The 22,529-nt window shown below is 60.2% G+C and carries 21 protein-coding genes; 10 read left to right on the top strand and 11 right to left on the bottom strand.

Features of this window, described 5'->3' with window-relative positions; genetic code table 11:
- Nucleotides 1–16: 16 nt before the first annotated feature.
- Nucleotides 17–853, top strand: coding sequence for a hypothetical protein (locus EI291_RS17805; RefSeq protein ID WP_125423183.1), 837 nt, complete (start codon nucleotides 17–19; stop codon nucleotides 851–853).
- A gap of 22 nt (nucleotides 854–875) precedes the next feature.
- Here the strand turns inward: EI291_RS17805 and EI291_RS17800 are convergent, their stop codons facing one another.
- From EI291_RS17800 to EI291_RS17765, 8 genes are all read right to left on the bottom strand, one after another.
- Nucleotides 876–1,142 (bottom strand): hypothetical protein, encoded by a 267-nt coding sequence (locus EI291_RS17800; RefSeq protein ID WP_125423180.1) that lies wholly within the window; start codon nucleotides 1,140–1,142, stop codon nucleotides 876–878.
- Nucleotides 1,143–1,160: 18 nt separating this feature from the next.
- A complete protein-coding gene (locus tag EI291_RS17795) occupies nucleotides 1,161–1,967 on the bottom strand; it encodes a ZIP family metal transporter (protein WP_240635589.1) in 807 nt (268 codons plus the stop codon).
- A 75-nt stretch (nucleotides 1,968–2,042) separates the two neighbouring features.
- A complete protein-coding gene (locus EI291_RS17790; protein ID WP_125423177.1) occupies nucleotides 2,043–4,211 on the bottom strand; it encodes a CHAT domain-containing protein in 2,169 nt (722 codons plus the stop codon).
- An 81-nt stretch (nucleotides 4,212–4,292) separates the two neighbouring features.
- Nucleotides 4,293–6,500, bottom strand: coding sequence for a heavy metal translocating P-type ATPase (locus EI291_RS17785; RefSeq protein ID WP_240635588.1), 2,208 nt, complete (start codon nucleotides 6,498–6,500; stop codon nucleotides 4,293–4,295).
- 47 nt (nucleotides 6,501–6,547) lie between these two features.
- Entirely contained in the window at nucleotides 6,548–7,159 is a 612-nt protein-coding gene (locus EI291_RS17780; RefSeq protein WP_125423174.1) for a hypothetical protein, read from the bottom strand.
- Nucleotides 7,160–7,198: 39 nt separating this feature from the next.
- Nucleotides 7,199–8,389 (bottom strand): efflux RND transporter periplasmic adaptor subunit, encoded by a 1,191-nt coding sequence (locus EI291_RS17775; RefSeq protein ID WP_125423171.1) that lies wholly within the window; start codon nucleotides 8,387–8,389, stop codon nucleotides 7,199–7,201.
- A gap of 21 nt (nucleotides 8,390–8,410) precedes the next feature.
- A complete protein-coding gene (locus tag EI291_RS17770) occupies nucleotides 8,411–12,829 on the bottom strand; it encodes a CusA/CzcA family heavy metal efflux RND transporter (RefSeq protein WP_125423168.1) in 4,419 nt (1,472 codons plus the stop codon).
- 185 nt (nucleotides 12,830–13,014) lie between these two features.
- The gene (locus tag EI291_RS17765) at nucleotides 13,015–13,344 is read right to left on the bottom strand and encodes a DUF6660 family protein (RefSeq protein WP_125423165.1); all 330 of its coding nucleotides are present in this window, start codon (nucleotides 13,342–13,344) and stop codon (nucleotides 13,015–13,017) included.
- A gap of 360 nt (nucleotides 13,345–13,704) precedes the next feature.
- Here EI291_RS17765 and EI291_RS17760 point away from each other — a divergent pair, with 360 nt between their 5' ends.
- The 3 genes from EI291_RS17760 (at nucleotide 13,705) to EI291_RS17750 (ending at nucleotide 15,403) form a co-directional block, all read left to right on the top strand.
- The gene (locus tag EI291_RS17760; protein ID WP_125423162.1) at nucleotides 13,705–13,932 is read left to right on the top strand and encodes a hypothetical protein; all 228 of its coding nucleotides are present in this window, start codon (nucleotides 13,705–13,707) and stop codon (nucleotides 13,930–13,932) included.
- A 32-nt stretch (nucleotides 13,933–13,964) separates the two neighbouring features.
- Complete coding sequence (locus EI291_RS17755; RefSeq protein WP_125423159.1) at nucleotides 13,965–14,873, top strand: ArdC family protein; 909 nt, start codon at nucleotides 13,965–13,967, stop codon at nucleotides 14,871–14,873.
- Between the two features lie 116 nt (nucleotides 14,874–14,989).
- Nucleotides 14,990–15,403: a hypothetical protein gene (locus tag EI291_RS17750; protein WP_148103425.1), complete on the top strand. Its 414-nt coding sequence runs from the start codon at nucleotides 14,990–14,992 to the stop codon at nucleotides 15,401–15,403.
- A 96-nt stretch (nucleotides 15,404–15,499) separates the two neighbouring features.
- On the opposite strand, the gene EI291_RS17745 is transcribed toward EI291_RS17750, so the two are convergent.
- Nucleotides 15,500–16,441 carry a replication initiation protein gene (locus tag EI291_RS17745; RefSeq protein ID WP_125423153.1) on the bottom strand — a complete coding sequence of 314 codons (942 nt, stop codon included), beginning with the start codon at nucleotides 16,439–16,441 and terminating at the stop codon, nucleotides 15,500–15,502.
- 1,263 nt (nucleotides 16,442–17,704) lie between these two features.
- Here EI291_RS17745 and EI291_RS17740 point away from each other — a divergent pair.
- From EI291_RS17740 to EI291_RS17715, 6 genes are all read left to right on the top strand, one after another.
- Nucleotides 17,705–18,061, top strand: coding sequence for a hypothetical protein (locus tag EI291_RS17740; RefSeq protein ID WP_125423150.1), 357 nt, complete (start codon nucleotides 17,705–17,707; stop codon nucleotides 18,059–18,061).
- 11 nt (nucleotides 18,062–18,072) lie between these two features.
- Nucleotides 18,073–18,363 carry a hypothetical protein gene (locus tag EI291_RS17735; RefSeq protein ID WP_125423147.1) on the top strand — a complete coding sequence of 97 codons (291 nt, stop codon included), beginning with the start codon at nucleotides 18,073–18,075 and terminating at the stop codon, nucleotides 18,361–18,363.
- A 104-nt stretch (nucleotides 18,364–18,467) separates the two neighbouring features.
- On the top strand, nucleotides 18,468–18,800 hold the full coding sequence (locus EI291_RS17730) for a hypothetical protein (protein ID WP_125423145.1): 333 nt from the start codon (nucleotides 18,468–18,470) through the stop codon (nucleotides 18,798–18,800).
- A 255-nt stretch (nucleotides 18,801–19,055) separates the two neighbouring features.
- Nucleotides 19,056–19,412: a hypothetical protein gene (locus EI291_RS17725; protein WP_125423142.1), complete on the top strand. Its 357-nt coding sequence runs from the start codon at nucleotides 19,056–19,058 to the stop codon at nucleotides 19,410–19,412.
- A 123-nt stretch (nucleotides 19,413–19,535) separates the two neighbouring features.
- Nucleotides 19,536–19,811, top strand: coding sequence for an antitoxin VbhA family protein (locus tag EI291_RS17720; protein WP_125423139.1), 276 nt, complete (start codon nucleotides 19,536–19,538; stop codon nucleotides 19,809–19,811).
- A 68-nt stretch (nucleotides 19,812–19,879) separates the two neighbouring features.
- Entirely contained in the window at nucleotides 19,880–20,965 is a 1,086-nt protein-coding gene (locus EI291_RS17715) for a Fic/DOC family protein (RefSeq protein ID WP_170172710.1), read from the top strand.
- A gap of 17 nt (nucleotides 20,966–20,982) precedes the next feature.
- Here the strand turns inward: EI291_RS17715 and EI291_RS17710 are convergent, their stop codons facing one another.
- Entirely contained in the window at nucleotides 20,983–22,281 is a 1,299-nt protein-coding gene (locus EI291_RS17710) for a Y-family DNA polymerase (RefSeq protein WP_125423134.1), read from the bottom strand.
- Nucleotides 22,282–22,284: 3 nt separating this feature from the next.
- On the bottom strand, nucleotides 22,285–22,529 hold a 245-nt coding region (locus tag EI291_RS17705), incomplete at its 5' end, for a LexA family protein (RefSeq protein ID WP_148103424.1).

The raw sequence follows: 22,529 nt of genomic DNA, 5'->3' as shown, positions 1-22,529 counted from the left end.
AATTCATCTGTGTAGCATGGCACTATTCAATAGCGTTGCTGAATGCATGCAGTATCTGGAAACGTGCAAGAAGGCTTTTCCCGTACTGCACGAGATTATCAAGCCTGGGGATGTCAAGGCGTGGGCGAAGCAGCTGGCGGCGCACGCCAGCCTGGACGATTACCTGCTGACAGAAATGGGGAATCTGAATCTGCTGAACATATCCATTGCCACGGGCTGGGGCTTGGAAAACGGTCGGCAGGATGAGCCGCCGTTGCGGCATTATCAAGGACTTCTGGAGAAGCTGAGCACGTACTTAGACAAATTTCCTAGGCTAAAGGCTAACCGGAGCTTTCGGGGCAAAGTCAAGAATTTGACCGGGCTAAGCCTGCTGACAACCCTAAGTGAGCTTTCCTTGGCCTTTCAACTGGCTACCAACGGCTACCAGGTAGTATTCGAGAAAAAATTCAAGCGGGCTGCTGCCGCAGCTGATAAGGATGTAGACGTAAGCGCAACCGATGCCACTGGGCACGTGGTACACTTTGAGGTGTACATGCCGAGTAAGGTGATGGAGGACGAAGGATTTCTGGACCTGAACGAGGACGACGCGGACTTTGCAGGCAGAGTGGAAGCGAAGCTGTTGACTAAGTTTGGTAACGAGGTAATCACCGCGCTGGACGGGCAGGTATTCTTGGCGGTGAATACGGCTTTCTTTGACAGGCTCCGGGTAAAAAATGCTTTTTCGTTTACCGCGAGCGACTACAGCAGGCTCATTGACCTTGTACCCCGGCCCGTTGACGGGATACTGCTGTTCGATGATGATTTTGGGGCCGGGAATTCTTTTCGCTTCGGCCCGTTGCTACGGAAGCTGTGATGTCATTTTTGGTGTCCACCTGTCAAGGCAGCGTGGTACTTACGACGTGGCTGTGGGCCTCCGGCTTACCCTGCTGGGTTTCGTGCTGCACGTAATATTCTAGGTGAGTCCCCGGCGCAAAAACGTCGGCGTCCAGGTAAGGCGAGCGGGCATTGACGGCGACGCGCTGCCAGGGACTCGCCTCGCCACCCACGCGGCGGAAAATGTGGGCTACTTCCAGCAAGTCTTTGGAAAAAGCCAGGTGGCGCCCCTCGGGCGTCAGGGTCAGTTCGATGTTGGCAGTATGCATTGGGGATGGAGAAAGCCGCTAGGCAACCATGCCCAGCAGCAAAAACAGTAGAAAGCCGACAAAAAAGGCCAGCGTGAGCAGCGGGGTTTCGGTTTCTTCGTGGGCCTCGGTGAGCAACTCTTCCGTGACCAGGAACAGCAAAGCGGCCAGCCCAAAGGAAAGCACAATTTCCAATAGGTTGCCCGAGGCCCCACGCAATACGGTGGTGCCGATGCCCGCTCCTACGAGCAGCATCAGTGACGTGCCGGCGACAATGGCCACCACTCGCCCCTTGCTGTGCCCGTCCTGCCGCAGTTCCACGGCCGTGGCCAGGCCCAGCGAGAGCAGCTCGATGGTTAGGGCAATGGCCAACAGGGTTCCCTCCTTAGCGCCCGCGGCAAAGCCGATGCCGAGCAGCAGCCCGTCAATTAGGATATCGATGCCGATAGCTACCAACAGGCCCCAGGGCAACGAGACAGCCGACGCCCTCCCAGGGCCGGACGCATCCGGAATTGCCGCAGCAGTGGGCTTGGCTGGTTCAATCTGCTTTTCCAGCCGCTGGGTAAAATAGCGCAGCCCGAGCATGGCTGCTACGCCCAGCCCAAAGCCCAGCGCTACTTCGTAGGGGGCGTGGTGCTGCACGATGTCGGGCAGCAACTCTACGGCTACTACCGAGAAGATGACCCCCGCTGCAAAGTGTAGAATGGCACTGCGCAGCTTGGGACCGGGGGCGCGCCAAACGGCCAGGGCCGCCCCGACAATCATTACCGCCGCGGGCAGCAGCGAGAAGCCTAGCATGGTCGTCCAGGGCGGGGTGACGGCGGTGGGAATGGTGAGCAGTATCAAGGGTACAGTTTATTTTGGGCGCTAATGATACGCAAGCTCTAGTGGCAGCTATGTTGCTGTTTCAGAATGGAGGAGTTACGTGAAATACACGGCGCTACCCCATTTGAGAAGGTTGGCCAAGTCCATGCTGGATTTATTTTGTAGCCTATCGAGGAGGGCCTCAATCGACGGGTGTGGTGTGTCTGAATTCAGTGCAGTCAACCTGTCAACAAGATGCTGTTGCCCAGCTAACAGGGTTTGCAATGCCGATTGGTAAGCATTGAAATAGGAAGAACGCGACTGACAAAGCTCCAGTGCTACTAAAACACCGAGTAGCGGTGCAACTAGAGAATCTGTCATCCACAGGTGCGAAAGCACGTCTTGGTTGTGACTAGTCAGCATGTGCCCAAAGCCTACATTTTGAAACTCGCCAATCTGGGTATTGGCCCCTCCCTCACACACGTTTAAGAATAGCAGTCGGACGTTCAGTTGCTCGACAGGAATGGGTACGAGTTCAGCTAGACTTACAGCTTCCGTTTCGGAAAGAGAAAAGCTGGAGTTATCGGGCTCATAGTAGCCCAACTCCCCGTGTGAGGATACCCAGATAACATCATAATCAGAGCTGCGGTAAGCATCTATAAAATCCTGTTTGGTAGCAGTCCCTTCCGTCAAGACAGTCAGTTCCACGCCAGCTCTGCTGAATAGATGAGCCAGCGCACAGGCTTCCATCTCCGATGTCACGCTGTTACCTTGCCAAAGTAGCACACGCCGAATTACCGGGTAGGCTGCCTTTTGCTGTAGGCTCGTGTAAATGGGGAACGTGACCTGCAGTTCTTTCAACATTAGCGCCTGCAAAGGCAACTGGTTAAAGTTGAAGGGACATAGGCTGGTTACGGCAGCGATATCTAATTTTTTAAGGGTGCTGAAGCCGTAAAATTCAGAAATTGCCTGCTCAAAATTAGCCCCGTGCGCGAACATGGGCATACCCATCACCCGTTCTGGCAGCGGTGTTTTTTGGCTCGAAGTCCCTCTGAGCACGTGCAACTGACTCAATGCTCTGTTGGACGCCTCTATTAAGTTGGGGACGGCAACGACATTGTCCTGTTGCCGAAAAGCCAGCTTTTCGTTTGCGCAGTAGTACACGCCATCTAGAGCGTTGGGCAAAATGAACAGAATGGATTTCTGAGGCTCCCAGTTAGCATCTGGGTGATAAAAAGCCGTCATTAGAGCGGCCAACTCAGTTGTGGCAGCGTGCTGACACAGGGTTAGGATTAGGTTATTCAATACTTTGAAGAGCCGTGATTTCTCATAAGTCACTAAAATTCTGTCGGCGGCCCGGCTTTCCACATCACGACTATAATCTCTAACTGCCGAGAGGATGGCGTCGAAGTTCGCTTTGATATCGTCAATGCCATTATTGACCTCACAGGCAATCTGCATCCTCTCCTGAGAAGAAAGTGTGCCCTGATTAGTTAGCTCAGCGTGAATAGCCTGGCGTTGAGCGAGCTGCTTGGTGGTCAGTACCAGATGTACACCTAGGTGTTGTTTTTCCCTGCCATGTGCTGCCCAATCAAGGCCGTCGTACAGAGTGCTGATAAGGGTTAGAATCTGTGTGGCCGTAGCGGGTGGCTGATGCGTGGTCGACCATGCGTAAAGTTGCGTGGCCAGCAGTGCTCCTTCCATCGTGGTGGCTCTCATCGCCCGGGCCCACGCAATAGCTGGTTGCAGGAAAACCTCACACCATTCTGATAATCCACCGAAAGAACGGGCATAGTAAAAGAGTTCAGCCAGCCACCGCGTGATTACCAGCGCCATCTCCACACCTGGGTACAACGGCCATATTCGTGGATTGGCAAACCGCCAAAGGCGTTCCGGCTGAAGGTCATATTGCTCCCCGTTTTCCAGGGACCTGCCGTACAGGGACTTCATGAAACAATCGAAAACCTCGGGGAAGGAGCCCCGCCGGTTATAAGTTCCAGCTGCTTTCGCCCCGTGAATCAACAGCAGCAAGTCAAGCCCAGCGTTTGAAAGTACTGTTGCCGGGTTGTTGTTAGCAGCGATAATGGCAGCAAAGATGAGGTTGATGTGTTTTCTGAATTCGTCCAGCGTTGAATCATGGGCTAAAGCACATTCTTCATTGAAAAGAATATCGAGTAGCCCCACTAAGTGAGGGTGCGTTACAACGTATTCCTGCTCCCATATACTCTCTACTTCTTGGCTGTAGCGGACTGCGTATACTGTCGGGAAAACTTCTTTTATCTTCATTGCTGACGCTCAGAGTAGGAAGGGGCAAGTGTAAGTAGATGGATGAGGGAAAATCCGCCTACTCACTCGAAGATTACTGGTCTATACCTCATCAGCTGATAAGGAGCGATGCGCGTTAGGTGTTTGGGGGGATGCAAAATCCATCCGCTGAATGCGCACGGCGTTGAGAATGGCCAACAGAGCCACACCCACGTCGGCAAACACGGCTTCCCACATCGTGGCTACGCCCCCGGCGCCGAGGGCCAGTACCACGGCCTTCACCCCAAACGCCAGCCAGATATTCTGCCACACCACGCGGTGGGTGGCGCGGGCAATGCGGCGGGCCGTGGCAATCTTGCTCGGGTGGTCGGTTTGAATCACCACGTCGGCCGTTTCGATGGTGGCATCGGAGCCCAGCCCGCCCATGGCAATGCCCACATCGGCCAGGGCTACCACGGGGGCGTCGTTCACGCCGTCGCCCACAAAGGCCAGCTTGCGGCCCTCCGTGAGGTACTGTTGCACGTAACGGGCTTTGTCTTCGGGCAGCAGGCCGCCGTGGGCTTCGCTGATGCCCAGCTCCCGGGCCACGCGCTGCACGATGCTGTCCTTGTCGCCGGAGAGCATGACGACCTTGCTGATGCCGTCGGCTTTCAACTCCTGCACGGCGCGGGCTGCGTCCTCTTTCGGGGCGTCGGCTACGGTCAGGTAGCCGGCGTATTTCCCGTCCACGGCCGCCACCACGATGCTGTCCACCACTTGGTCTACCTCGGGCGGATAGGCCACGCTGAACTTGGTGAGCAGCTTGGTGTTGCCGGCCAGCACCTCGCGCCCGTCTACCCGGCCGCGCAGGCCGTGACCGGCAATTTCTTCCACGCTTTCAACCGGCACGCCCGCGGCGGCGGTGCCCACGTGCGTCACCACCGCTTTGGCAATGGGGTGGGTCGACTTGGTTTCCAGCGCCCCCACCAAGCGCAGCAGTTGCTCCGGCGCGGTGCCCGGGGCCGGCTGCACCTGCTGCACGGCAAACACACCCTGGGTGAGCGTACCGGTCTTGTCCATGACTACCGTGTCAATTTCGCGCAACACGTCCAGGAAGTTGGAGCCCTTGAACAAGATGCCCGCTTTGGAGGCCGCCCCGATGCCGCCAAAATAGCCCAGCGGGATGCTGATGACCAGCGCGCACGGGCAGGAAATGACCAGGAACACCAGCGCCCGGTAGAGCCAGTCCCGAAACACGTAGTCTTCGACGACGAAGTAAGGCACCAGCACCAGCAGCGCGGCTAGGCCCACGACGATGGGCGTGTAGATGCGGGCAAACTTGGTGATGAATTGCTGGGTCTTGGCCTTGCGGCCCACCGCATCCTGCACCATGGCCAGAATCTTACTCAGCTTGGTATCCTTGAATACCGCCGTGACGGTTACCTGAATCAGGGATTCGAGGTTAATCATGCCCGCCAGCACGGCCTCACCGGATTGCTTGGTTTGCGGGGCAGATTCCCCCGTCAGGGCCGCCGTGTTGAAGCTGGCGGCCTGGCTGTTGAGGGTGCCGTCGAGGGCAACCTTCTCGCCGGGCTTGACTTCCATCACGTCGCCGACTTGCACGGCGCTGGGTTCGAGCACCAGGGGCTGGCCCCCACGCACCACGGTGACTTCGGTAGCCTGAATTTCGAGCAGGGCCTGAATGCTGCGCTTGGCCCGGTTCACGGCCGCGTCCTGAAACAACTCGCCCACGGTGTAAAACAGCATCACGGCTACCCCTTCCGGGTACTCGCCGATGGCGAAGGCCCCCAGCGTGGCGATGCTCATGAGCAGGAACTCGTTGAACACGTTGCCGGAGGGAATGCTCAGCACGGCCGCGCGGATAACTTTCCAGCCTACCAGCAGAAAGGCCACCGCGTACCAGAGCAGGCGCACGTAGCCGGTAAAAAAGCCGGGTTTAACATAGTCCAGGGCAATGCCGCCGAGCAGCAGCGCCAGGCTAAGGCCGGGAGGCAGATAGGGGTGTCCGCCGGCCGAGCCGTGGTCGTGGCCGTCTTCTTCGTCAAAGTCCAATTCGCCCGGGTCGTGGGAGTGGCCCGCGTGGCCGCCGGCCGGCTTCCCGGCCAGGTCCACTACGCGCTTGCCTGGCGGGTGGTGATGGCCGCGGTGGTCGTGGGGGGCGTGGTCATGGCCGGGTACATCGTGGCCCTCGGGCGCGGCGGCGGCCTCGGGGGTGAGCTGGTCGCGGTTCAGGGCGCCCACGTTTTCGGGCTGCACCTGCTTGGCGGTGTTCAGTTCTTCGTTGGTGTTGGGAGAAGTAGGGTCAGGCATGGAAAATCACGAGGTTGGGTGAAAGATGCGGGAGGCAGGGCAGCCTACTAGTCCACGAAAAAGCCGGCTACGCCCACCAGCACGAGCACGGCCCCGGTGAAGCGGCGCTCGTGCCGGGCCAGACCGGCCAGGTTGAGGCGCCGGATGCCGGAATAGGCAGCGGCCACCAGTGCGCTCATCGCTCCCACCGATACGACCAAGTACGTGGCCATGATGAGGGCCAATGCGGCCGTGCCCTGGGTGCCGGCAGCCAGAAAAAAGGTTTGAATTTCCAGGCAGGGCGCCAGAAACATGGTGGCGGCCAGCCCCAGCACTATCCGGCCGCGGGGCCGCTGAGCGGGCACGGGGGCCGGGGCCGGGTGGGTGTGGCCCGGCCCGGAAAAGGCGTACAGCAAGCCTATGATAACGAGTAGGGAAGGGGCGGCCACCCCGGCCACCTGTGAGAAGCGGGTCGATAAGCGCCAGCCCAGCCAGCCCAGCCCCAACCCCAGCAGCACCGTGCTCAGCACGTGCGCCAGGCCCGCTACCAGCGTCACGCCCACGGCCCGGCGTAGTGACCAGCGCTCGGCGCGGGCCACCGCCAGCACCGGGGCCCAGTGATTGGGAATGGCGGCATGGAGCAGACTCAGCAGAAAGGCACCGGTGAGGAGGTTGAGCATGGATACGGGACGGGGTTGGAAAGGGGCAATACGAGAGGCTTATTCCTCCTCTTCAGCGTTCTTCATTTTCGCCAGCAGCGAGTACGCTCCGTCAGTAACGAAGGTGGTCGAGGCGGGCACGGTGGCGGGCAAGATGACTTCGGTGAACTCATCCTCGCTGCGGCCAGGCGTCACGGGCACCATGCGGTAGCGGCCGGGCGCTTCTACGGCAAAGGCATAATTCTTGCCGTTGAAGCGTACCAGCGCCGCATTGGGCAGGGAGGAAGCGGTGGTGCGGCCGGTTTCGATGGTGGCCCGCACGTAGAGGCCGGGCAGCAGGGACGGGTCGTTTTCCTGGTCCAGGTGGCCGTGCACGCGCACGGTGCGGTCGGCCCCAATGGCCTTGCCCACTAAATACACGTGGGCCGTGCGCTCACGGCGGGACCCGGTGGAATCGCTGGCCAGGGTGAAGCGAATCAGCTGGCCGTGCTGCACCCGAGCCACGTCCTTCTCGAAGACCGTTAGCTCCACGTGCAGGTGTTCGGGGTCCACGATTTCAAACAGGGGTTCGGTGGCCGTCACGCTTTGGCCCACCGTCACGTTGACGGCCCGCACAAAGCCCGCCCGTGGAGCCCGCAGCGTGGCCGTGGTGGTGATGCCGCCCCCAACTGGCAGCCCGGCGATGCGCAGCTGGGCGGCCTGGGCTGCCGTTTGCACCTGCAAGGCTTCCACTTCGGCTTGAGCGCGCTGGTAGTTTTTGAGCGGGGCTACTTCCTGCTCGTACAGCTCGCGCTGGCGGGCCAGCTCGGCATTGGCAAACTTCAGCCGGCTGCGCAGCTCCAGGTACTCTTTCTGCAGCGTGACAAACTCGGGGTTGCGGAGTACGGCCAACACTTCGCCCTTGCGGACGCGGGAGCCCTGCAGCAATTCGGTGCTCTGCACGTAGCCCCCCAGCGGGGCGGTGATAGAAACGGCGCTTTCCGGTGGCACATCCAGCGTGCCGTTCACGGCCAGGCCCGCACCCATGGGGCGAGTGCTCAAACGACCGGTTTGCAGGCCGCCGGCCTGCTGCTCGGCCGGCGACAGGGTCACGACGTCAGAAGCTTCGTCGGCCGCAGCGGCTGGAGAGTCACCTGCTTCTGCTTTTAGGAGTTGCTCCGTCGAATCGGCGCCGGCGGAGGTTTTGTTGTCCGTGCCGCAGCCGGCCAGGGTCAGGCTCAGCAGCAGTGCCAGGGATGCGATATACTTCATGGGGTGAGGTCAAAAGATGCGTTACCGGGTTGTGCTCAGCAGGTAGTCCAAGTCGATGACGGTCTGGTTATGCTGCAGCACGGCGTCGAGGTAGGCGGTGCGCACGGCCAGGGCGCGCTCCAGGTTGAGCAGTAGCTCGGAATAAGTTGTTTCACCGGCCTTGTAAGCGCGCTGGCTCAGCCGCACGATGATGGTAGCCTGGGGCAGGGCCGTCTGCTCGTAAAACTGCACCCGGCGCTGCTGCTCCGTGAGGCGCGTGCGCAACTCGTCAAGCTGGGCTGCCGCCCCGGCTTGGTAGCGCTCGTAGTTGGCCGTGGCCACCTGCTCCTGCAGCTTAGCGGCTTGCACCCGGGCCTTGTAGGGGCCGCGCAGCAAAGGAATGGCCACCCCGGCCTGCACGCTCTGGAAACGGTCGCCGGTACCGTAGGTTTGTGGGCGCCCGTCCACCTCGTAGGTGCCGCGCAGCGACTGATTGGTATAGCCCACGCTTACCTGCGGCAGGCCCTGGGCCTGCTCCAGCCGGGTTTCAGCTTGCCGCTCCGCCAGCTGCTGGCGCAGTACCCGGGCCTCGGGCGTTTGGGTGAGCAAGGCCGAGTCCGTGGCCACGGCCGGGGCCGGCAGTAAGCGCAGGGTGCTGTCGGCAACGGCCACGGCCTGCGGGGCTTGCAGCAAGGCTTGCAGCTGCCGCCGGGCAATGGTATAGTCAGCCCGGGCCCGCGCCAGCAGGTTCTGCGTCTCACCTTGCTGGATAATGGCATTGGCCGGTTCCAAGCGCGCTGTTTCCCCGGTTTTAAAGCGTAGTTGGGCTGCGCGCAGAAACTCAGCGTAGATGCTGTCCTGGCCGCGTAGGGTGCGCAGGCGGTGGCGGGCGTACACGGCCTGCTCGTAGCTCAGGCGCACCTGCCGGCGCAGCTCGGCCTGCACCTGGGCCAGCTGCTGCTCGCGGGCCCCAATCTGGGCCTGGCTTAATCGGGCCTGGGCCTTGTAGTAGCCCGGTAGGGCCAGGGTTTGCCCCACGCTCAGCACGTTGTCCGATAGGGGGGAGTTTACTTGGCCATAGGTCCCCACCACCGTGGTGCGACCTACATCAAAGGCCGTGCGGCGCAGGGCCTGCTGCGCTTCCAGCGCGCGGGTGGCCGCCTGCACGCTGCCGTTGGCTTGCAGGGCCTGCCCCACGGCCTGACTGGCTGTGAGCGGGCCTTGCGCCCGGACCGGCCTGCTGGCCAGCAGGCTCCCAAGTACCGCTAGCACCACCACGGAGACCGGCATGGCGGGGGTAGGCCGCAGCTCCTCGGCTGCCCGGGACTGGGCAGGTCGCTCGGACCAGGCGTAGAGCACCGGCAGCACCAGCAACGTCAATAGCGTGGCCGTCACCAAGCCCCCAATAACCACCGTGGCCAGGGGCCGCTGCACTTCGGCGCCCGCCGAGGTCGACAAAGCCATGGGCAGAAAGCCCAGCGAGGCCACAGTGGCCGTCATCAGCACGGGCCGCAGGCGCACCTGCGTGCCTTCCAGGATGCGCTGATAGAGGTCGGTGCGCCCCTCGTCTTTCAGTTGGTTGAAGGAGCCGATAAGCACGATGCCGTTGAGCACGGCCACGCCGAACAGGGCAATGAAGCCCACGCCGGCCGAGATGCTGAACGGCATGCCGCGCAGCCACAGGGCCAGCACCCCGCCGATGGCCGAGAGGGGGATGGCCGTGAAAATCAACACCGATTGCTTGAGCGAGCGGAACGTGAAAAACAGCAGCACGAAAATCAGCAGCAAGGCCACGGGCACGGCGATGCTCAGGCGCTGGGTCGCTTCGCGCAGGTTCTCAAACTGCCCGCCGTAGGTGGTGTAGTAGCCGGGAGCCAGTGGTAGCTGCTGGTCGATTTTTCCCTGCAGTTCTTTCACAACGCTTTCCACGTCGCGGCCCCGCACGTTAAAAGCCACGGTAATGCGGCGCTTGGCGTCGTCGCGCTGAATCTGGTTGGGGCCTTCCTGCAGGTCGACGGTGGCTACCTGCTCCAGCGGCACCTGCTCGCCGGCGGGCGTGGCAATGAGCAACTGGCGCACCTGGCTGATATTTTGCCGCAATTCCGGGGCCAGGCGCAGGACCACGTCGAAGCGGCGCTCCTGCTCGAAGAGCTGCCCGGCGCTCTGGCCGGCAAAGGCCGTCTGCACCGTGCGGTTCACCTCGTCGGCGTTGAGGCCGAAGCGGGCCATGCGGTTGCGGTCCAGCTTCACCACGATTTGCGGCAGGCCGGTAACCTGCTCCACGTACACGTCCTCGGCCCCGTCCACTTGCCGCACCAGGCGGGCCGCCCGCTCGGCATAAGAAGCCAGCTGCTGCAGGTCTTCGCCATAAATCTTGAGCACCACATCCTGCTTGGCTCCGCTGATGAGCTCGTTGAAGCGCATCTGGATGGGCTGCTGAAAGCCGAAGGTGACGCCCGGGATGACGCTCAGGGCCTTGGCCATTTTGTCGGCCAGTTCCTGCTGGCTATGGGCTGAGGTCCACTTGTTTTGGTCTTTTTCCAGCACCACCATCACGTCGGCCGCTTCCACGGGCATGGGGTCCGTGGGAATTTCGGCGGCCCCAATCTTGGCTACCACCTCTTTTACTTCCGGAAACTGCTGTTTGAGGATGCCCGCCGCTTGCTGGCTCTTCTCTACCGTGTAGCTCAGCGAGGAACCCGTGAGCGTGCGCATTTCGATGGCAAAATCGCCTTCGGAAAGCTGGGGAATGAACTCGCCGCCCAGCGAGCGAAACACCAACAGGGCACCCGCAAACAGCGCCACGGCCGTTCCCAGCACCAGCGCCCGACGGCGCAGGGCCCACTCCAGTACAGGCCGGTAGCGGGCTTCCAGCCAGCTCATCATCCGGTCCGAGAAGTTGCGCTTGTGTTCCGTGTCGCGGCTTAGGGCCAGGGCCGACATCATGGGCACGTAGGTCAAACTCAAGATGAAGGCCCCGACAATGGCGAAGGCCACGGTTTCGGCCATGGGCCGGAACATCTTGCCCTCGATGCCGGCCAGCGCCAGCAGGGGCAAATACACAATCAAGATGATGATTTCGCCGAAGGCGGCCGAGGCGCGGATTTTGGAGGCCGCCTCGTAGGTGGCCTCGTTCATCTGGCCCTGGCTAAGCCGCCCGTGCGCCTCGTCGGGGTGCGCGGCCGTGCCCACATGGTGCTGCAGGCGGTGCACGATGGCTTCGACGATGATAACGGCGCCGTCCACCACCAGCCCGAAGTCAATGGCCCCGAGCGAGAGCAGGTTGCCCGACACCCCGAACAGGCGCATCATGCTGATGGCAAAGAGCATGGCCAGCGGAATCACCGAGGCCACCACCAGGCCCGCCCGGAGGTTGCCCAAAAACAACACCAGCACAAAAATGACGATGAGCGCCCCTTCCAGTAGATTTTTGCTGACCGTGTGAATGGCGCGGCCCACCAAGTCGGAGCGGTCCAGGTACACGTCAATGGTCACGCCTTCCGGCAGCGACTTTTCCACCGTTGCCATGCGCTGCTTCACGGCCTTAATGACCTCGTTGGCGTTAGCGCCCTTAAGCATGAGTACGATACCGCCCGTTACTTCGCCCCCGTCGTTGCGGGTCATGGCCCCGTAGCGCACGGCGGAGCCCAGGCGCACGGTGGCCACGTCGCGCACCAGCACGGGCAGCCCGCCCTGGGTGTTGCGCACCACAATGTTGCCCAGGTCGGCTGCGTTTTCGGCCAAGCCTTCGGTGCGGATAAAGTAGGCCGTGGGCTTCTGGTCGAGGTAGGCCCCGCCCGCGTTCTGGTTGTTGCGCGCCACGGCCTGATAGACTTGGTCCACGGTGACACCCAGGGAGCGAAGCCGGACCGGGTCCAGCGCGATTTCGTACTGCTTCAGCAGCCCGCCAAAGGACGATACGTCGGCCACGCCGGGCGTGCCCAGCAACTGCCGCCGCACAATCCAGTCCTGAATAGTGCGCAACTCGCGGGCGTCGTAGCGCAGTTCGTAGCCCGGCTTGGCGCGCACCAGGTACTGGTAAATCTCGCCCAGGCCAGTGCTCACCGGGGCCAGCTCGGGCCGACCGACACCTTGGGGAATCTGGCTTTCGGCTTCACGCAGGCGTTCCGCTACCTGCTGACGGGCCCAGTAAATGTCGATTTTGTCCTCGAAGACGATGGTGACCACCGACAGCCCGAAGCGGGAAAATGAGCGTACTTCCTCGCGGCCGGGAATGGTGGCCACGCTCTGCTCGACGGGAAAGGACACCAGCCGCTCGATGTCGCCGGCCGCCAGCGAGGGAGCCACGGTATAGACGACGACTTGGTTGGTGGTAATGTCGGGTACCGCGTCAATCGGCAGCCGACTCAACGAGTAGCCGCCCCAGGCCACCAGGGCCAAGGTCAGCAGCCCGATGATGAGCTTGTTGTGAATGGAAAAATGAATTAGCCGGTCAAACATCCGGAAAGGGGGTTAGGTCTAACGCTTCGGTTATGACCTGCCGCGCCACCGCTCCAAGCCCAGGCTAGGCAGAAGCAGTAGCGATACTCGCTGAACATCATGCGGCTACACGCATACGTCAACAGCCCGAGCGCACGACGGCGTCTCAGGTTACCCGGAGGGAGTCAGCAGGAAAACGGGAAGGGTTAGGCCTGCGGCGGCTGCCACACGGCCCCAGAGCCCCGCGTCGGGGCGGCCACCACCAGGTAGCCGTGGCGCTGAGCAGCGGCCCATTGCGTCAGTGGGGCCAGGGCCACGGCTGGTGCGGACGGCAAGGGCATAACGGCCCCGCCGCAGCAATGGCACTGGCAGAGGGGGGAGCACCAGTCACCCAAGGCGCCGGTACGGCAGTCCGAATGCGAGGCCGCGACGACAGTTGTTTGCGTCTGGTCTTTGCACGCAGGAGCCTCATCCGTGCAGCTCATGCAGGAGAGGATGGCAAAGTAGAAGGCAAAAAACAGAGCCAGCAGACGCATAGGGGCAAAGGTAACCGAAAACCGATAGTGCGGCGCTGCTTTTACCGGCATCATGTGCGAAAGGTTCCCCTTTGAAGAAGCGTCCGCTAGCCGCTGAGGGGGATTCACTGGGCGTTTGAACATCCTCCGGGAAATGCTTGCTACTGCGGTAGGCAGCGAGAGAAAACTGCAGCACTCTCACGAAAGTGAACAAGAGGGAAAAAGCCAATCATCGTGCCATAAATTAGCTAAAAAAGCATTAATAAATAAGCTAAAAAAGCAACTATAATAAGGACTTTTGCGTTTAATAAGTATAAGCAACGCACCTAAAACAGCCTGGTAATCATGGTGTCAACGCCCCTTTCCCCTGCTTGTGCGCTCTTGGTTTCCTCGGCTCGCCGGAACCTGCGCGAAGTGCTCAACCACCCCGCCTTTAGCCCGGAGCGCCGCCAGAAGGCTGAGCTGCTGCTGAGCGCCTGCACCGATGCGGCCCAGCTGCTGCGCTGGAAGCTGCTGGCCCTGCAAGAAAGCGAGGCCTGGGAAGATGCCCAGCTGGCCCGCGAGGCGCAGGAGCTAGGCCCGGCCGCCCACCCCGATTACCTCTACTAACGCCTTTTCAACCACTTACCCGCCTTTGGTTTATGAAAAATGCCCCCGCTGCCGCCCCCCGCGCCGATGTGTATGACATCATCACCAACCGGATTATTCTGGCCCTGGAAAGCGGCGTTGCCCCGTGGAAACAGTCGTGGAACGCTGCCCACGGCGCGCCCCGCAACTACCGCAGCAAGCACGTGTATCAGGGCATCAACGCCTTGCTGCTGGCCATGCTCCAGCACGAGCAGCCCTATTACCTGACCTACAACCAAGCCCGCGAGCTGGGCGGCCAGGTGCGCAAGGGCGAGAAGGGCATGCCCGTGGTATTCTTCAAGGTGTCGAGGAAAGAGGACGCCCAGGGCAAGGAGAAAAAAGTGGCCATCCTGCAGTATTCCACCGTGTTCAACATCGCCCAGATTGACGGCGTGGCGTGGAAGCTGCCCGAGCCGGTGCAGCGCGAGCACACGCCTCAGCAGGCCGCCGAGCAGATTGTGGCCGGTTATGCCGGTGGCCCCCGCATTCGCTACGCCGGCAGTGAGCCCCACTACCGCACCAGCACCGACACCGTGACCGTGCCCGAGCCGGCGAACTTCCACACGCCCGAGGATTTTTATACGACCCTGTTTCACGAGCTGGCCCATTCCACTGGCCACGCCAAGCGCCTCGACCGGGCCACGCTGACGGAAAAGGCGGCTTTTGGCAGCGAAACCTACGCCAAAGAAGAACTGGTGGCCGAGCTGGGCGCCGCCTTCCTGAGCAACGCCGCCGGCCTGAACCTGGCCGTAACCGAGCCTAGTACCGCCGCTTACCTGGCCAACTGGCTGCAGGCCCTGCGCAACGATAAGCGCCTGATTATCTCCGCCGCCAGCCAGGCCCAGAAAGCCGCCAATCATATTCTGGGCATTGAGCCCAGCTACGAAGCCGACAGCGCCGAAGCCCTGCCCGAGGCGGCCTAAGTAGGGAGTAGGGGAGAGGGAGCCGGCTCCCCAGCGCGCCAACAAAAGGAAAATGTCCGGCCCCGGAGTCGGCCGTCAAGGACTCCGCCGTTTTACCACTTACCCGTTACTGCCCTGTGATGTCAATTCCAGCCGCTTCTGCCGCCCGTCAGCCTACTCTTAGCCCCGCCGCCTGGGCGGGTAAGCCGCAAGCCTGCCCGGCGTGGGTCGGGTTTCCCAGCTTAGCGGGCCTGCCAGCCGGGCTGCAGTGGTCCGGCCGCGGCGAGGTGCCGGCCATCGGTGCCCGCGTACACATCTACCTGAACGGCTTCGGGCCGGCCGAGGTGAAAGCCTACTTTCACGCCGAGGGCTTTCTGGGCGTGGTGTGCGCCCCCGAGGTGCTACCCGCCTGGTTTCAGCAGCAGTGCCCCGGCGTCACGCTGGGCCACTGCTTCGGCCGGGAGCTGGAGCCCTACCAGCCCACGCCGGCGCCAATCGTTGGCAGCCCGGAGGACTGGATACCGGACTATCCACCAGAAGAGAATGAGTAGGTGCGGGGGCAATACTTGGCCCCCGCGCCAAGTGAATTGCTTTTCCCTTTTGTAGCCGTTCCATTGCGGCCAGCCGACGTGTTGCCCCAAGCCGGCTTAGCGCAGGCCCACCATCTTGAGAAACAGCCCGCCCGGGTTCTTATCGGCCTTCACTTTGCCGGTTTTGTGCTTGTAGCAGAACGAGAAGAGGGCGTTTAGTTTTTTAGCGTCGCCCAGAATCTGGCTGACCAGCTTGGGGTCCCGGATTTCCAGTTCCTCCAGATTCTGCAGGGCCCGGCGCTGCTTTTCTTCTTCGGCCCCGTCCTCGAAGGGAATGGGAAGTTGCTGGGGCACCTGGCCGTTGACGAAGAAGCGGATGCTGTGGAAGGAGCGCCCTTTCTTAATCAGTTCGTAGTTGATGCGCAGGTCGGTGTGCTCGTTGATTTGGGTGGTGGCCACGTCAAGCACGTACTTCTGCAGGGCCGAAATCTTCTCGTATTGCTCCGGCTCGTGGCCCTTGGGGTCCTTGAGTGAGAGCATGATTTTAAACTCGTCCAGCGTGAAGGTTTTCGTTTCCCCGATGTCTTTCCACTGCGAGGCAATCTGGTAAATACGCTTCGCGTATTTGCTCGACAAACTGAAAACCGACTGCAGGCGATAGGACGTGAAGTTGTTTTTCAGGTCAATCAGGTAGCGCCGCATGCGCTCGGATATTTCCAGCTCGATAATTCCCTCCCCCTTCACGTACAGCGCCGAGGCCAGCAAGCCTACCTGTAGCACGTGCTTGTTATCCTCAATAACATACTCGCGGCTGCGCAGGTTGGAGGTTGCTTCCAGTAGGCGCTGGTAGTTCCAGGAGCGCCCCGTCATCTGCTCCAATTCCTTTACCCGGATGCGGTAGATAGTGCCTGGCTTGTCCTCCTTGCGCAGCACCGAGAGCAGGGAGAACACAATATCCATCTCGACAGCGCTCATTTCGTAGCGCGCGGTGGTAATGGCATTGTGCTGCCTAATTTCTACTCCCGTAGAGGGAGTGCTGGCGGTAACGGGGGTACTCATGCTAGTGGGAATAGGTAGGGCGTATGGTCAAAGATAAGGGAGTTCCAGACATTAAGGTAAGTCTTCCCTAAGGCTCTATCCTTTCGCTTACAAAATCTATCCGTTGCACTTACCATCCCTATCCTTTTACTTACCGTCCCTATCCTTTCACTTACAAAATCTATCCCTGCCGCTTACAAAATCTATTCTTTTACTTACCATCCCTATCCTTTGAGTGGTATAAAATTCACAAAGTCAATGACTTACAGAGCCTGCAAATAGAGTAAATACTTGACAAATAAAAAAAAATCACAAATTTGTTGATGCCGTTCTGGGAAAAGGCTTTTAAAGGGTACAAAACGCCAGAACGGAACAAAAAGGCAACAAAAACGGGAGTCTAAATTGGCACAAGATGCGTTGCACTATTTCAAGAAAATTTATACTTTTATTTACCTAATAGGCCTTTTAGTTAGTACTCTTCATTCACAAGATTACAACAACCGCTTATTGGGAGATACATTTTCCCCTAAAAGCTTGCCATCTGCTGGGGCACTTTATCAAAAGCATACGCTGTTGCCTGCGCTTCTGCTAAATGCCTGGAGACTGGCCCAGAACTGAAAGGATAGAAATGATAAGCGGATGTCGCCGAGGCAGCCAAAAGGATAGAAATGGTAAGCCATCAGGTGCTGACCAGCGGCAAAAGGATAGAAATAGTAAGCATTTCCAGCGAGTAGAGGCCGTTTTTGCCTTTTGGGGGCCTACCTACGCAGCTTGCTCCAGCAAAGTTGACTTACAAAACCTATCCTTTTCCTCGCGGGCCGTGGCTGCCCAAGCTGGGTACCCAGCCTGCAGCTCATAAGCGGGCCAAAGCCAAGTAATTACCGCTTGCAACTTGGCCAGTGGATACTTGCCAGAAACATTTTGTCCTTGCTCAACAGCCTGTGGAGATGAATAGCTAGTGACTTACCATTTCTATCCTTTTCACTAATCAGAAACTAACCGGCGGCTATCTCAGTGAGCACCAGCGGTGCCCAAGCAGCCCGATTACTTGGTACTAAACAGCTGATTTTGGCTACCATTCCGCCAAGAATAGACAAGCACCGCCCAGAGTAAATGCGCGGGAAAAACCACTTTTTATAACCGAGAATGAAGGGGAGAAAATAGGAAGACTAGCACTATTAAGGTGCTGTAAAAGCTCTTATAAATAAGCTATAAAAGCAACTTTAATTTCTCTGCTTCTGTTTATTAATTACACGAGCATCCACTCATAAATCCTTGTCAGCCATGGATAAAGCTACTTATAATAGCCCGGAAATCGTTGAGGAAGCCTACGTCATCCTGCTGCAGTTAGGGGGGCGGCGGTTTCTGGCCATGACCGGTGCTGACCAGTTACTGGCTGCCGGGCGCACCGTTACCAACCCCCACCCGTGGTTGCGCATGAACCTGCGCCGCAATGAGGCCGGCGTGAATCGGTTGAAGATTACCCTCATGCCCACCGACACCTACACGGTCGAGTTCTATCACCAGCAGCTCGTCGACTGTGAGACAGTGATTACCCGGAAGCAAACCTTTGACCTGGTGTATGGGGAAGACCTGCCGGGCCTGTTCACGTCGGTCACCGGTTATGCTACCCACCTGTAACGGCCCAGCCCATGAAAGCCATCGATGCCCCCACTAATTGCCACCCGGACTGGAACCGGTTTCGCAGCCGGGTAATTGCCGCCGTGACTGATGTGGAAGCCCAGATGCAGCAGCTGGGCAAGAGTCTAAACTGCGAGGGCCTGGCCTGCGAGGTAGCCCCGCGGCTCGGGCTAGCGATTGACACGCCGGACGATTTCACCGTGCTCGAAAAGCTGGTCCGAGCTGTCCGCCCTATCGCCCTGGAAGCCCTGCGTTGCACTCGGGAGGAGCAAGGGGGACAGTTTGCCCTGCTGCTGTTGTAGCGGGGCCAGCCGCGGTTGACGAGCGAGCTACTATGCCGCTGCCGAATTGGTCATGAATTGCGTAGGGCCGTAATAATGCCAATTTAGCAACCTTTTTTTACGGCATGAAAACTCCGAAATCAATCCCACCCAGCGTGCACGTGCAGCCGTTGGAGCGCGAGCAGCTGCCCGTTGCCCCCGTTGCTTGTAGCTCACTGGCCGAGCTGATTCACTCGCTGGGTACCCGCAAAGAAGTAGCTGAGGCCTGGAAGGTGGTACCGCGTACCTTGGCCTTGCGGATGCAGAAGCCCGAAACCGCTACCCTGGAGGAGCTGCAGCGCCTGGCTGTTCTCGCCCGCCTCGACCTGCCCACGGTGTTCGAGCTGGCGTACTACCAGATGCAGCATCCCGTGGCCGTGCCGGCGCCGCAGCTGGGGCGCCCCAAGCAACAGCACTGAGGCGCGACCTGGCAGTTGATGATAGTTGACGACACTGCCGGCGGGCACGCGCGGAACCGTTCGCGTCGTCGTGGTGCATTTCGCGGCTAACTTTTTACCATTCGTCCTTTTTTCGCCCCGGGCCTGACCGCAGTTGGTAGCTTCGTGGTGTCCACCTGGTTGCCAAGGCGCCAGCAATTGTAGACCATCGGTCGGGTCCGGGCGCTGCACAGGCTACCGCGACGACCACCCCGACCCGCTTAATCCTGAACCCGCATGGAAGCAGAATGCTCGGTAGTAGCCCCGCTGCCTTTCCCCGACTTAAACCTGACCGTATCCTACGCCGAAGCGCTTTGCTACGCGCAGGGGCGGTTGAAAATGCTGGGCAACGGGGGCTTGAAACCCTTTTGCGCGGCGCATCAACTCACGTACCCCAACATCATCAACCTGAAAAACGGCAAGCTCAAACGCGAGGAGCCGCGCCTGCTCCAACGGCTGCTGGGCTGCCTGGCGGTGCCCACCGAGCTGCTGCAGTACCCGCTGGCCAGCAAGACGCCGTGCTTTCTGCTGCCGGATGCCGGGGCCCTGGCCACGTTCCGCGACCAGCTCCATTTCCTGACCGCTCAGCAGTAAAGCCACCAGTTGGTCTTTTTCCCTTTTGTTGCCAATACTGCCCCGGAAATGCGCTTCCTACCGGTTTAAGGAGCCTTTCAGGGGGTAAATATGTTGTCTTACCTGAACCACTAGCCCTAACCGATGACTCATCCCATCACCTTTTCCGAGCGGGAGGCCACCCCCGCCCAGCGGCAGGAACTCATCGACAAAGCCCGCGCCTGGAGTGTCGCCCAGGGGGCCGTACCCGGCCCGGCTGCTGAGGCGGTGTACGCCCGCTACGTGGCGGGCGAGTTGACGCTGCAGGGCGTCACCGACGAGCTGAAAAGCTTCTACGCAGGCCAGGCCGAAGCTTCAAACGACGCACCAGCTGTCCGCCCGCCGGCGGCCATGCGCCCAGAGCAGCCGCTGCTGGACTAACCCCCCGCCCCATACAGCCCGTCTGGTCTTCGGCCGGACGGGTTTTTTTATCACGCAACCTTCTTGCCGTGGCTATTCAGGATGGATTTTTCGACCCGGCCCACCAGGTTATCTATAACCGGTTGGGCATTACCAACCAGGACCAGCTGCGCGAAGCGGAAGGGGCGTTGTCCATTCCGGCTCTGCTGCGCATCGTGGTGGGAGCCGTCGACCTGCCGGGCCAGTTTGACGCTGCGCACCTCAAACGCATCCACCGGGAGCTATTTCAGGACGTGTATGCATGGGCGGGGCAGACCCGCGCCCACGGTCCAAATGGCCCGTTTCAGGGGCAAAAGCCGGCCTACGTGCTCAATCCCCGGGGTGATACAATGCGCTACGCCCCGTACCAGCAACTCGACCAGCGTCTAGATGCCATCGGCGCCCAGCTGCAGCTGGAAAACAATCTGCGCGGCCTGGCACCGGAGCAGTTTGCCCGGCGAGCAGCCTACTATTTTGACCAGTACAACCACGCGCACGCTTTTCGGGAAGGTAACGGGCGCACCATTCAGAGCGTGATGACCTTGCTGGGTCGGCAGGCTGGCTACCAGGTCGAACTGAGCCCGGCCGCGGCTGCTCAACTCAACAATGCCCGCGACTTGGCCATCATTCGTCCTTACGGACCCGCCCAGTCGGATAAGAATCTGGAGCCGCTCGTACTGTTGCTGCGTACGGCCGTCACGCCCCTCGCCGGCGCGGAGACCATGCAACTGCGTGACGCCAGTCAGGCCCGACCCTTAGCAGCTCCCACGCCCGATATGCAGCGCATGGAAGCGCAACGGGTGATGCAGACCAGTTCCTATGTTATCGGTGAGGCCTTGCGGGATATTGACCGAGGCGACACGACCAGAGGAAATCGGTTGTTGCAGCAAATGACGCGGGTGCTGCATGAGCCGGCCACCGCCGGGGAGCATAGTCATGCTATTCAGCAAGCGGCACTGGAAGTCGCCAAACATCCGATGCTGCGGCAGGAGCTTGCCCTTATGCAGCACGCCGTGTGGCTGGCCGAGAGTGTACAGAGGCTTGTGCAACTAATGCAGCCTGTACAGGCTATTACGGTACAGCAACAGAGTACCGCTAGTAAAATGGTTTCGAGGCGGCAATCACCAAGACATTAGTGGAAATAGGCTGCTAGTTAGCCAACTAGGAGTAAGTCTTCCAGCCGGGTAGTATACTGCGGCGTGCGCCACTGAGACTGTCCTTCCCAGGGGGCACGTGACTGGCCTGGTGGCAGAACCAGCGAAGCCAATTTCACAGTGCCTTTACCGAAGCGGCGATTCAATGCATCCAATTCGGCCATGAGTCTGTTTCGCTTTTCCGATACCTGTTTGGGCTCAAATAAAGTGAGTTGGATTTGCCCAGTCGGTTCCAAGCCGTCAAGAATGACCCCGGCTTTGGTGTAACGCTGACCCGGCCGCCAAAGCCGTTTGAGCGCCGCTCGTGCAAAGCGCACCAGTTCCACTGTGTCGCTAGTGGCCACGGGCAGAGTGAGTACGGTGGACGAAGAGTAGGGCGGCGACTCTAGCCCGTAGCGGCTTTTGCTTAGGAACACCGTCATGATATGGGCCGCGTCGCCCTGCCGCCGTAGCTTCTCTGCGGCCCGGGAAGCAAAGGCGCTGACGGCCCCTATTACATCGGCAAAATCCGTCAGAGGACGGCCGAAAGTACGCGAGCAGCATAGACTACGTCGCGCCAGGGTGCCATCTTCGCTGGGTGCCAAGCCCTGGCAGGGAAAGCCCTGCAGCTCGCGCACCAGGCGGGCGCCCACCACCCCGCCCAGGTGCTTGCGGGCGTAGGCTTCGGAACAGCCAGCCAGCCCGGCTGCGGTTGTAATGCCGGCCGCATGGAGCTTTTGGGAGTACTGCCGGCCAATGCCCCAGATATCTTCCACCGCAACCTGTTCTAAGGCCCAGCGCCGCCGCTCAACCGTATCCAGGTGGCACACTCCGCCCATTTCTGGATTCTTTTTCGCGAGGCGGTTAGCCAGCTTAGCCAGCGTTTTAGTGGGAGCGATACCCACGCAAGTTGGAATGCCAGTACGAGCCAGCACGTTGGCGCGCACGGTCCGGGCGAACGTATCTAGGCTGCTCACGACAAAGCGCTCCATGCCGTGTAGGTCCAGAAAGGCCTCGTCGATGGAGTACACCTCCACCGCCGGCGCGACCTGGCTCAGGTACCACATCACCCGGCGCGACATGTCGCCGTAGAGGGCGTAGTTGCTGGAAAAGACGGCCACGTGGTGCTGCTCCAACAGGGGCTTGACCTGAAAGTATGGGTCGCCCATCTGCAGGCCCAAGGCCTTGGCCTCGGCGCTACGGGATATCAGGCAGCCGTCATTATTGCTGAGCACAACCACGGGCCGGCCTTCGAGCCGGGGCTGAAAAACCCGCTCGCAGCTCACATAGAAGTTGTTACAGTCGACTAAGGCGTACATCGGCTAATCGCGGGTACGCAGCAGGGCCGCCAGTTTGCCGGGCACGAGCTCGTGCAGCACGTGCGTGACCACGCCCCAGATGCGCACGGCGTCGGCGTCCACAATTTCCCAAGGCTGATAATCGGGATTTTCCGGCTTGAGCCACCAGGTGCCGTGCTCGCAGACTAGGCGCTTCACGGTGCACTCGCCCTCGACCACTGCCACCACGATGTGGTTGTGGTCGGCTTCCATCTGCTTGTCCACGGCCA

It is taken from the genome of Hymenobacter rigui, assembly GCF_003944715.1.
Taxonomy (GTDB): domain Bacteria; phylum Bacteroidota; class Bacteroidia; order Cytophagales; family Hymenobacteraceae; genus Hymenobacter; species Hymenobacter rigui.
This window is presented reverse-complemented; position numbering and strand designations above follow the sequence as displayed.

Bases quoted from the DNA above. Each gene is read 5' to 3' on its own strand.
- EI291_RS17805 (WP_125423183.1), top strand. From the start codon at position 17: ATGGCACTATTCAATAGCGTTGCTGAATGCATGCAGTATCTGGAAACG.
- EI291_RS17800 (WP_125423180.1), bottom strand. From the start codon at position 1,142: ATGCATACTGCCAACATCGAACTGACCCTGACGCCCGAGGGGCGCCAC.
- EI291_RS17790 (WP_125423177.1), bottom strand. From the start codon at position 4,211: ATGAAGATAAAAGAAGTTTTCCCGACAGTATACGCAGTCCGCTACAGC.
- EI291_RS17785 (WP_240635588.1), bottom strand. From the start codon at position 6,500: ATGCCTGACCCTACTTCTCCCAACACCAACGAAGAACTGAACACCGCC.
- EI291_RS17780 (WP_125423174.1), bottom strand. From the start codon at position 7,159: ATGCTCAACCTCCTCACCGGTGCCTTTCTGCTGAGTCTGCTCCATGCC.
- EI291_RS17775 (WP_125423171.1), bottom strand. From the start codon at position 8,389: ATGAAGTATATCGCATCCCTGGCACTGCTGCTGAGCCTGACCCTGGCC.
- EI291_RS17770 (WP_125423168.1), bottom strand. From the start codon at position 12,829: ATGTTTGACCGGCTAATTCATTTTTCCATTCACAACAAGCTCATCATC.
- EI291_RS17765 (WP_125423165.1), bottom strand. From the start codon at position 13,344: ATGCGTCTGCTGGCTCTGTTTTTTGCCTTCTACTTTGCCATCCTCTCC.
- EI291_RS17755 (WP_125423159.1), top strand. From the start codon at position 13,965: ATGAAAAATGCCCCCGCTGCCGCCCCCCGCGCCGATGTGTATGACATC.
- EI291_RS17745 (WP_125423153.1), bottom strand. From the start codon at position 16,441: ATGAGTACCCCCGTTACCGCCAGCACTCCCTCTACGGGAGTAGAAATT.
- EI291_RS17740 (WP_125423150.1), top strand. From the start codon at position 17,705: ATGGATAAAGCTACTTATAATAGCCCGGAAATCGTTGAGGAAGCCTAC.
- EI291_RS17735 (WP_125423147.1), top strand. From the start codon at position 18,073: ATGAAAGCCATCGATGCCCCCACTAATTGCCACCCGGACTGGAACCGG.
- EI291_RS17730 (WP_125423145.1), top strand. From the start codon at position 18,468: ATGAAAACTCCGAAATCAATCCCACCCAGCGTGCACGTGCAGCCGTTG.
- EI291_RS17725 (WP_125423142.1), top strand. From the start codon at position 19,056: ATGGAAGCAGAATGCTCGGTAGTAGCCCCGCTGCCTTTCCCCGACTTA.
- EI291_RS17720 (WP_125423139.1), top strand. From the start codon at position 19,536: ATGACTCATCCCATCACCTTTTCCGAGCGGGAGGCCACCCCCGCCCAG.
- EI291_RS17710 (WP_125423134.1), bottom strand. From the start codon at position 22,281: ATGTACGCCTTAGTCGACTGTAACAACTTCTATGTGAGCTGCGAGCGG.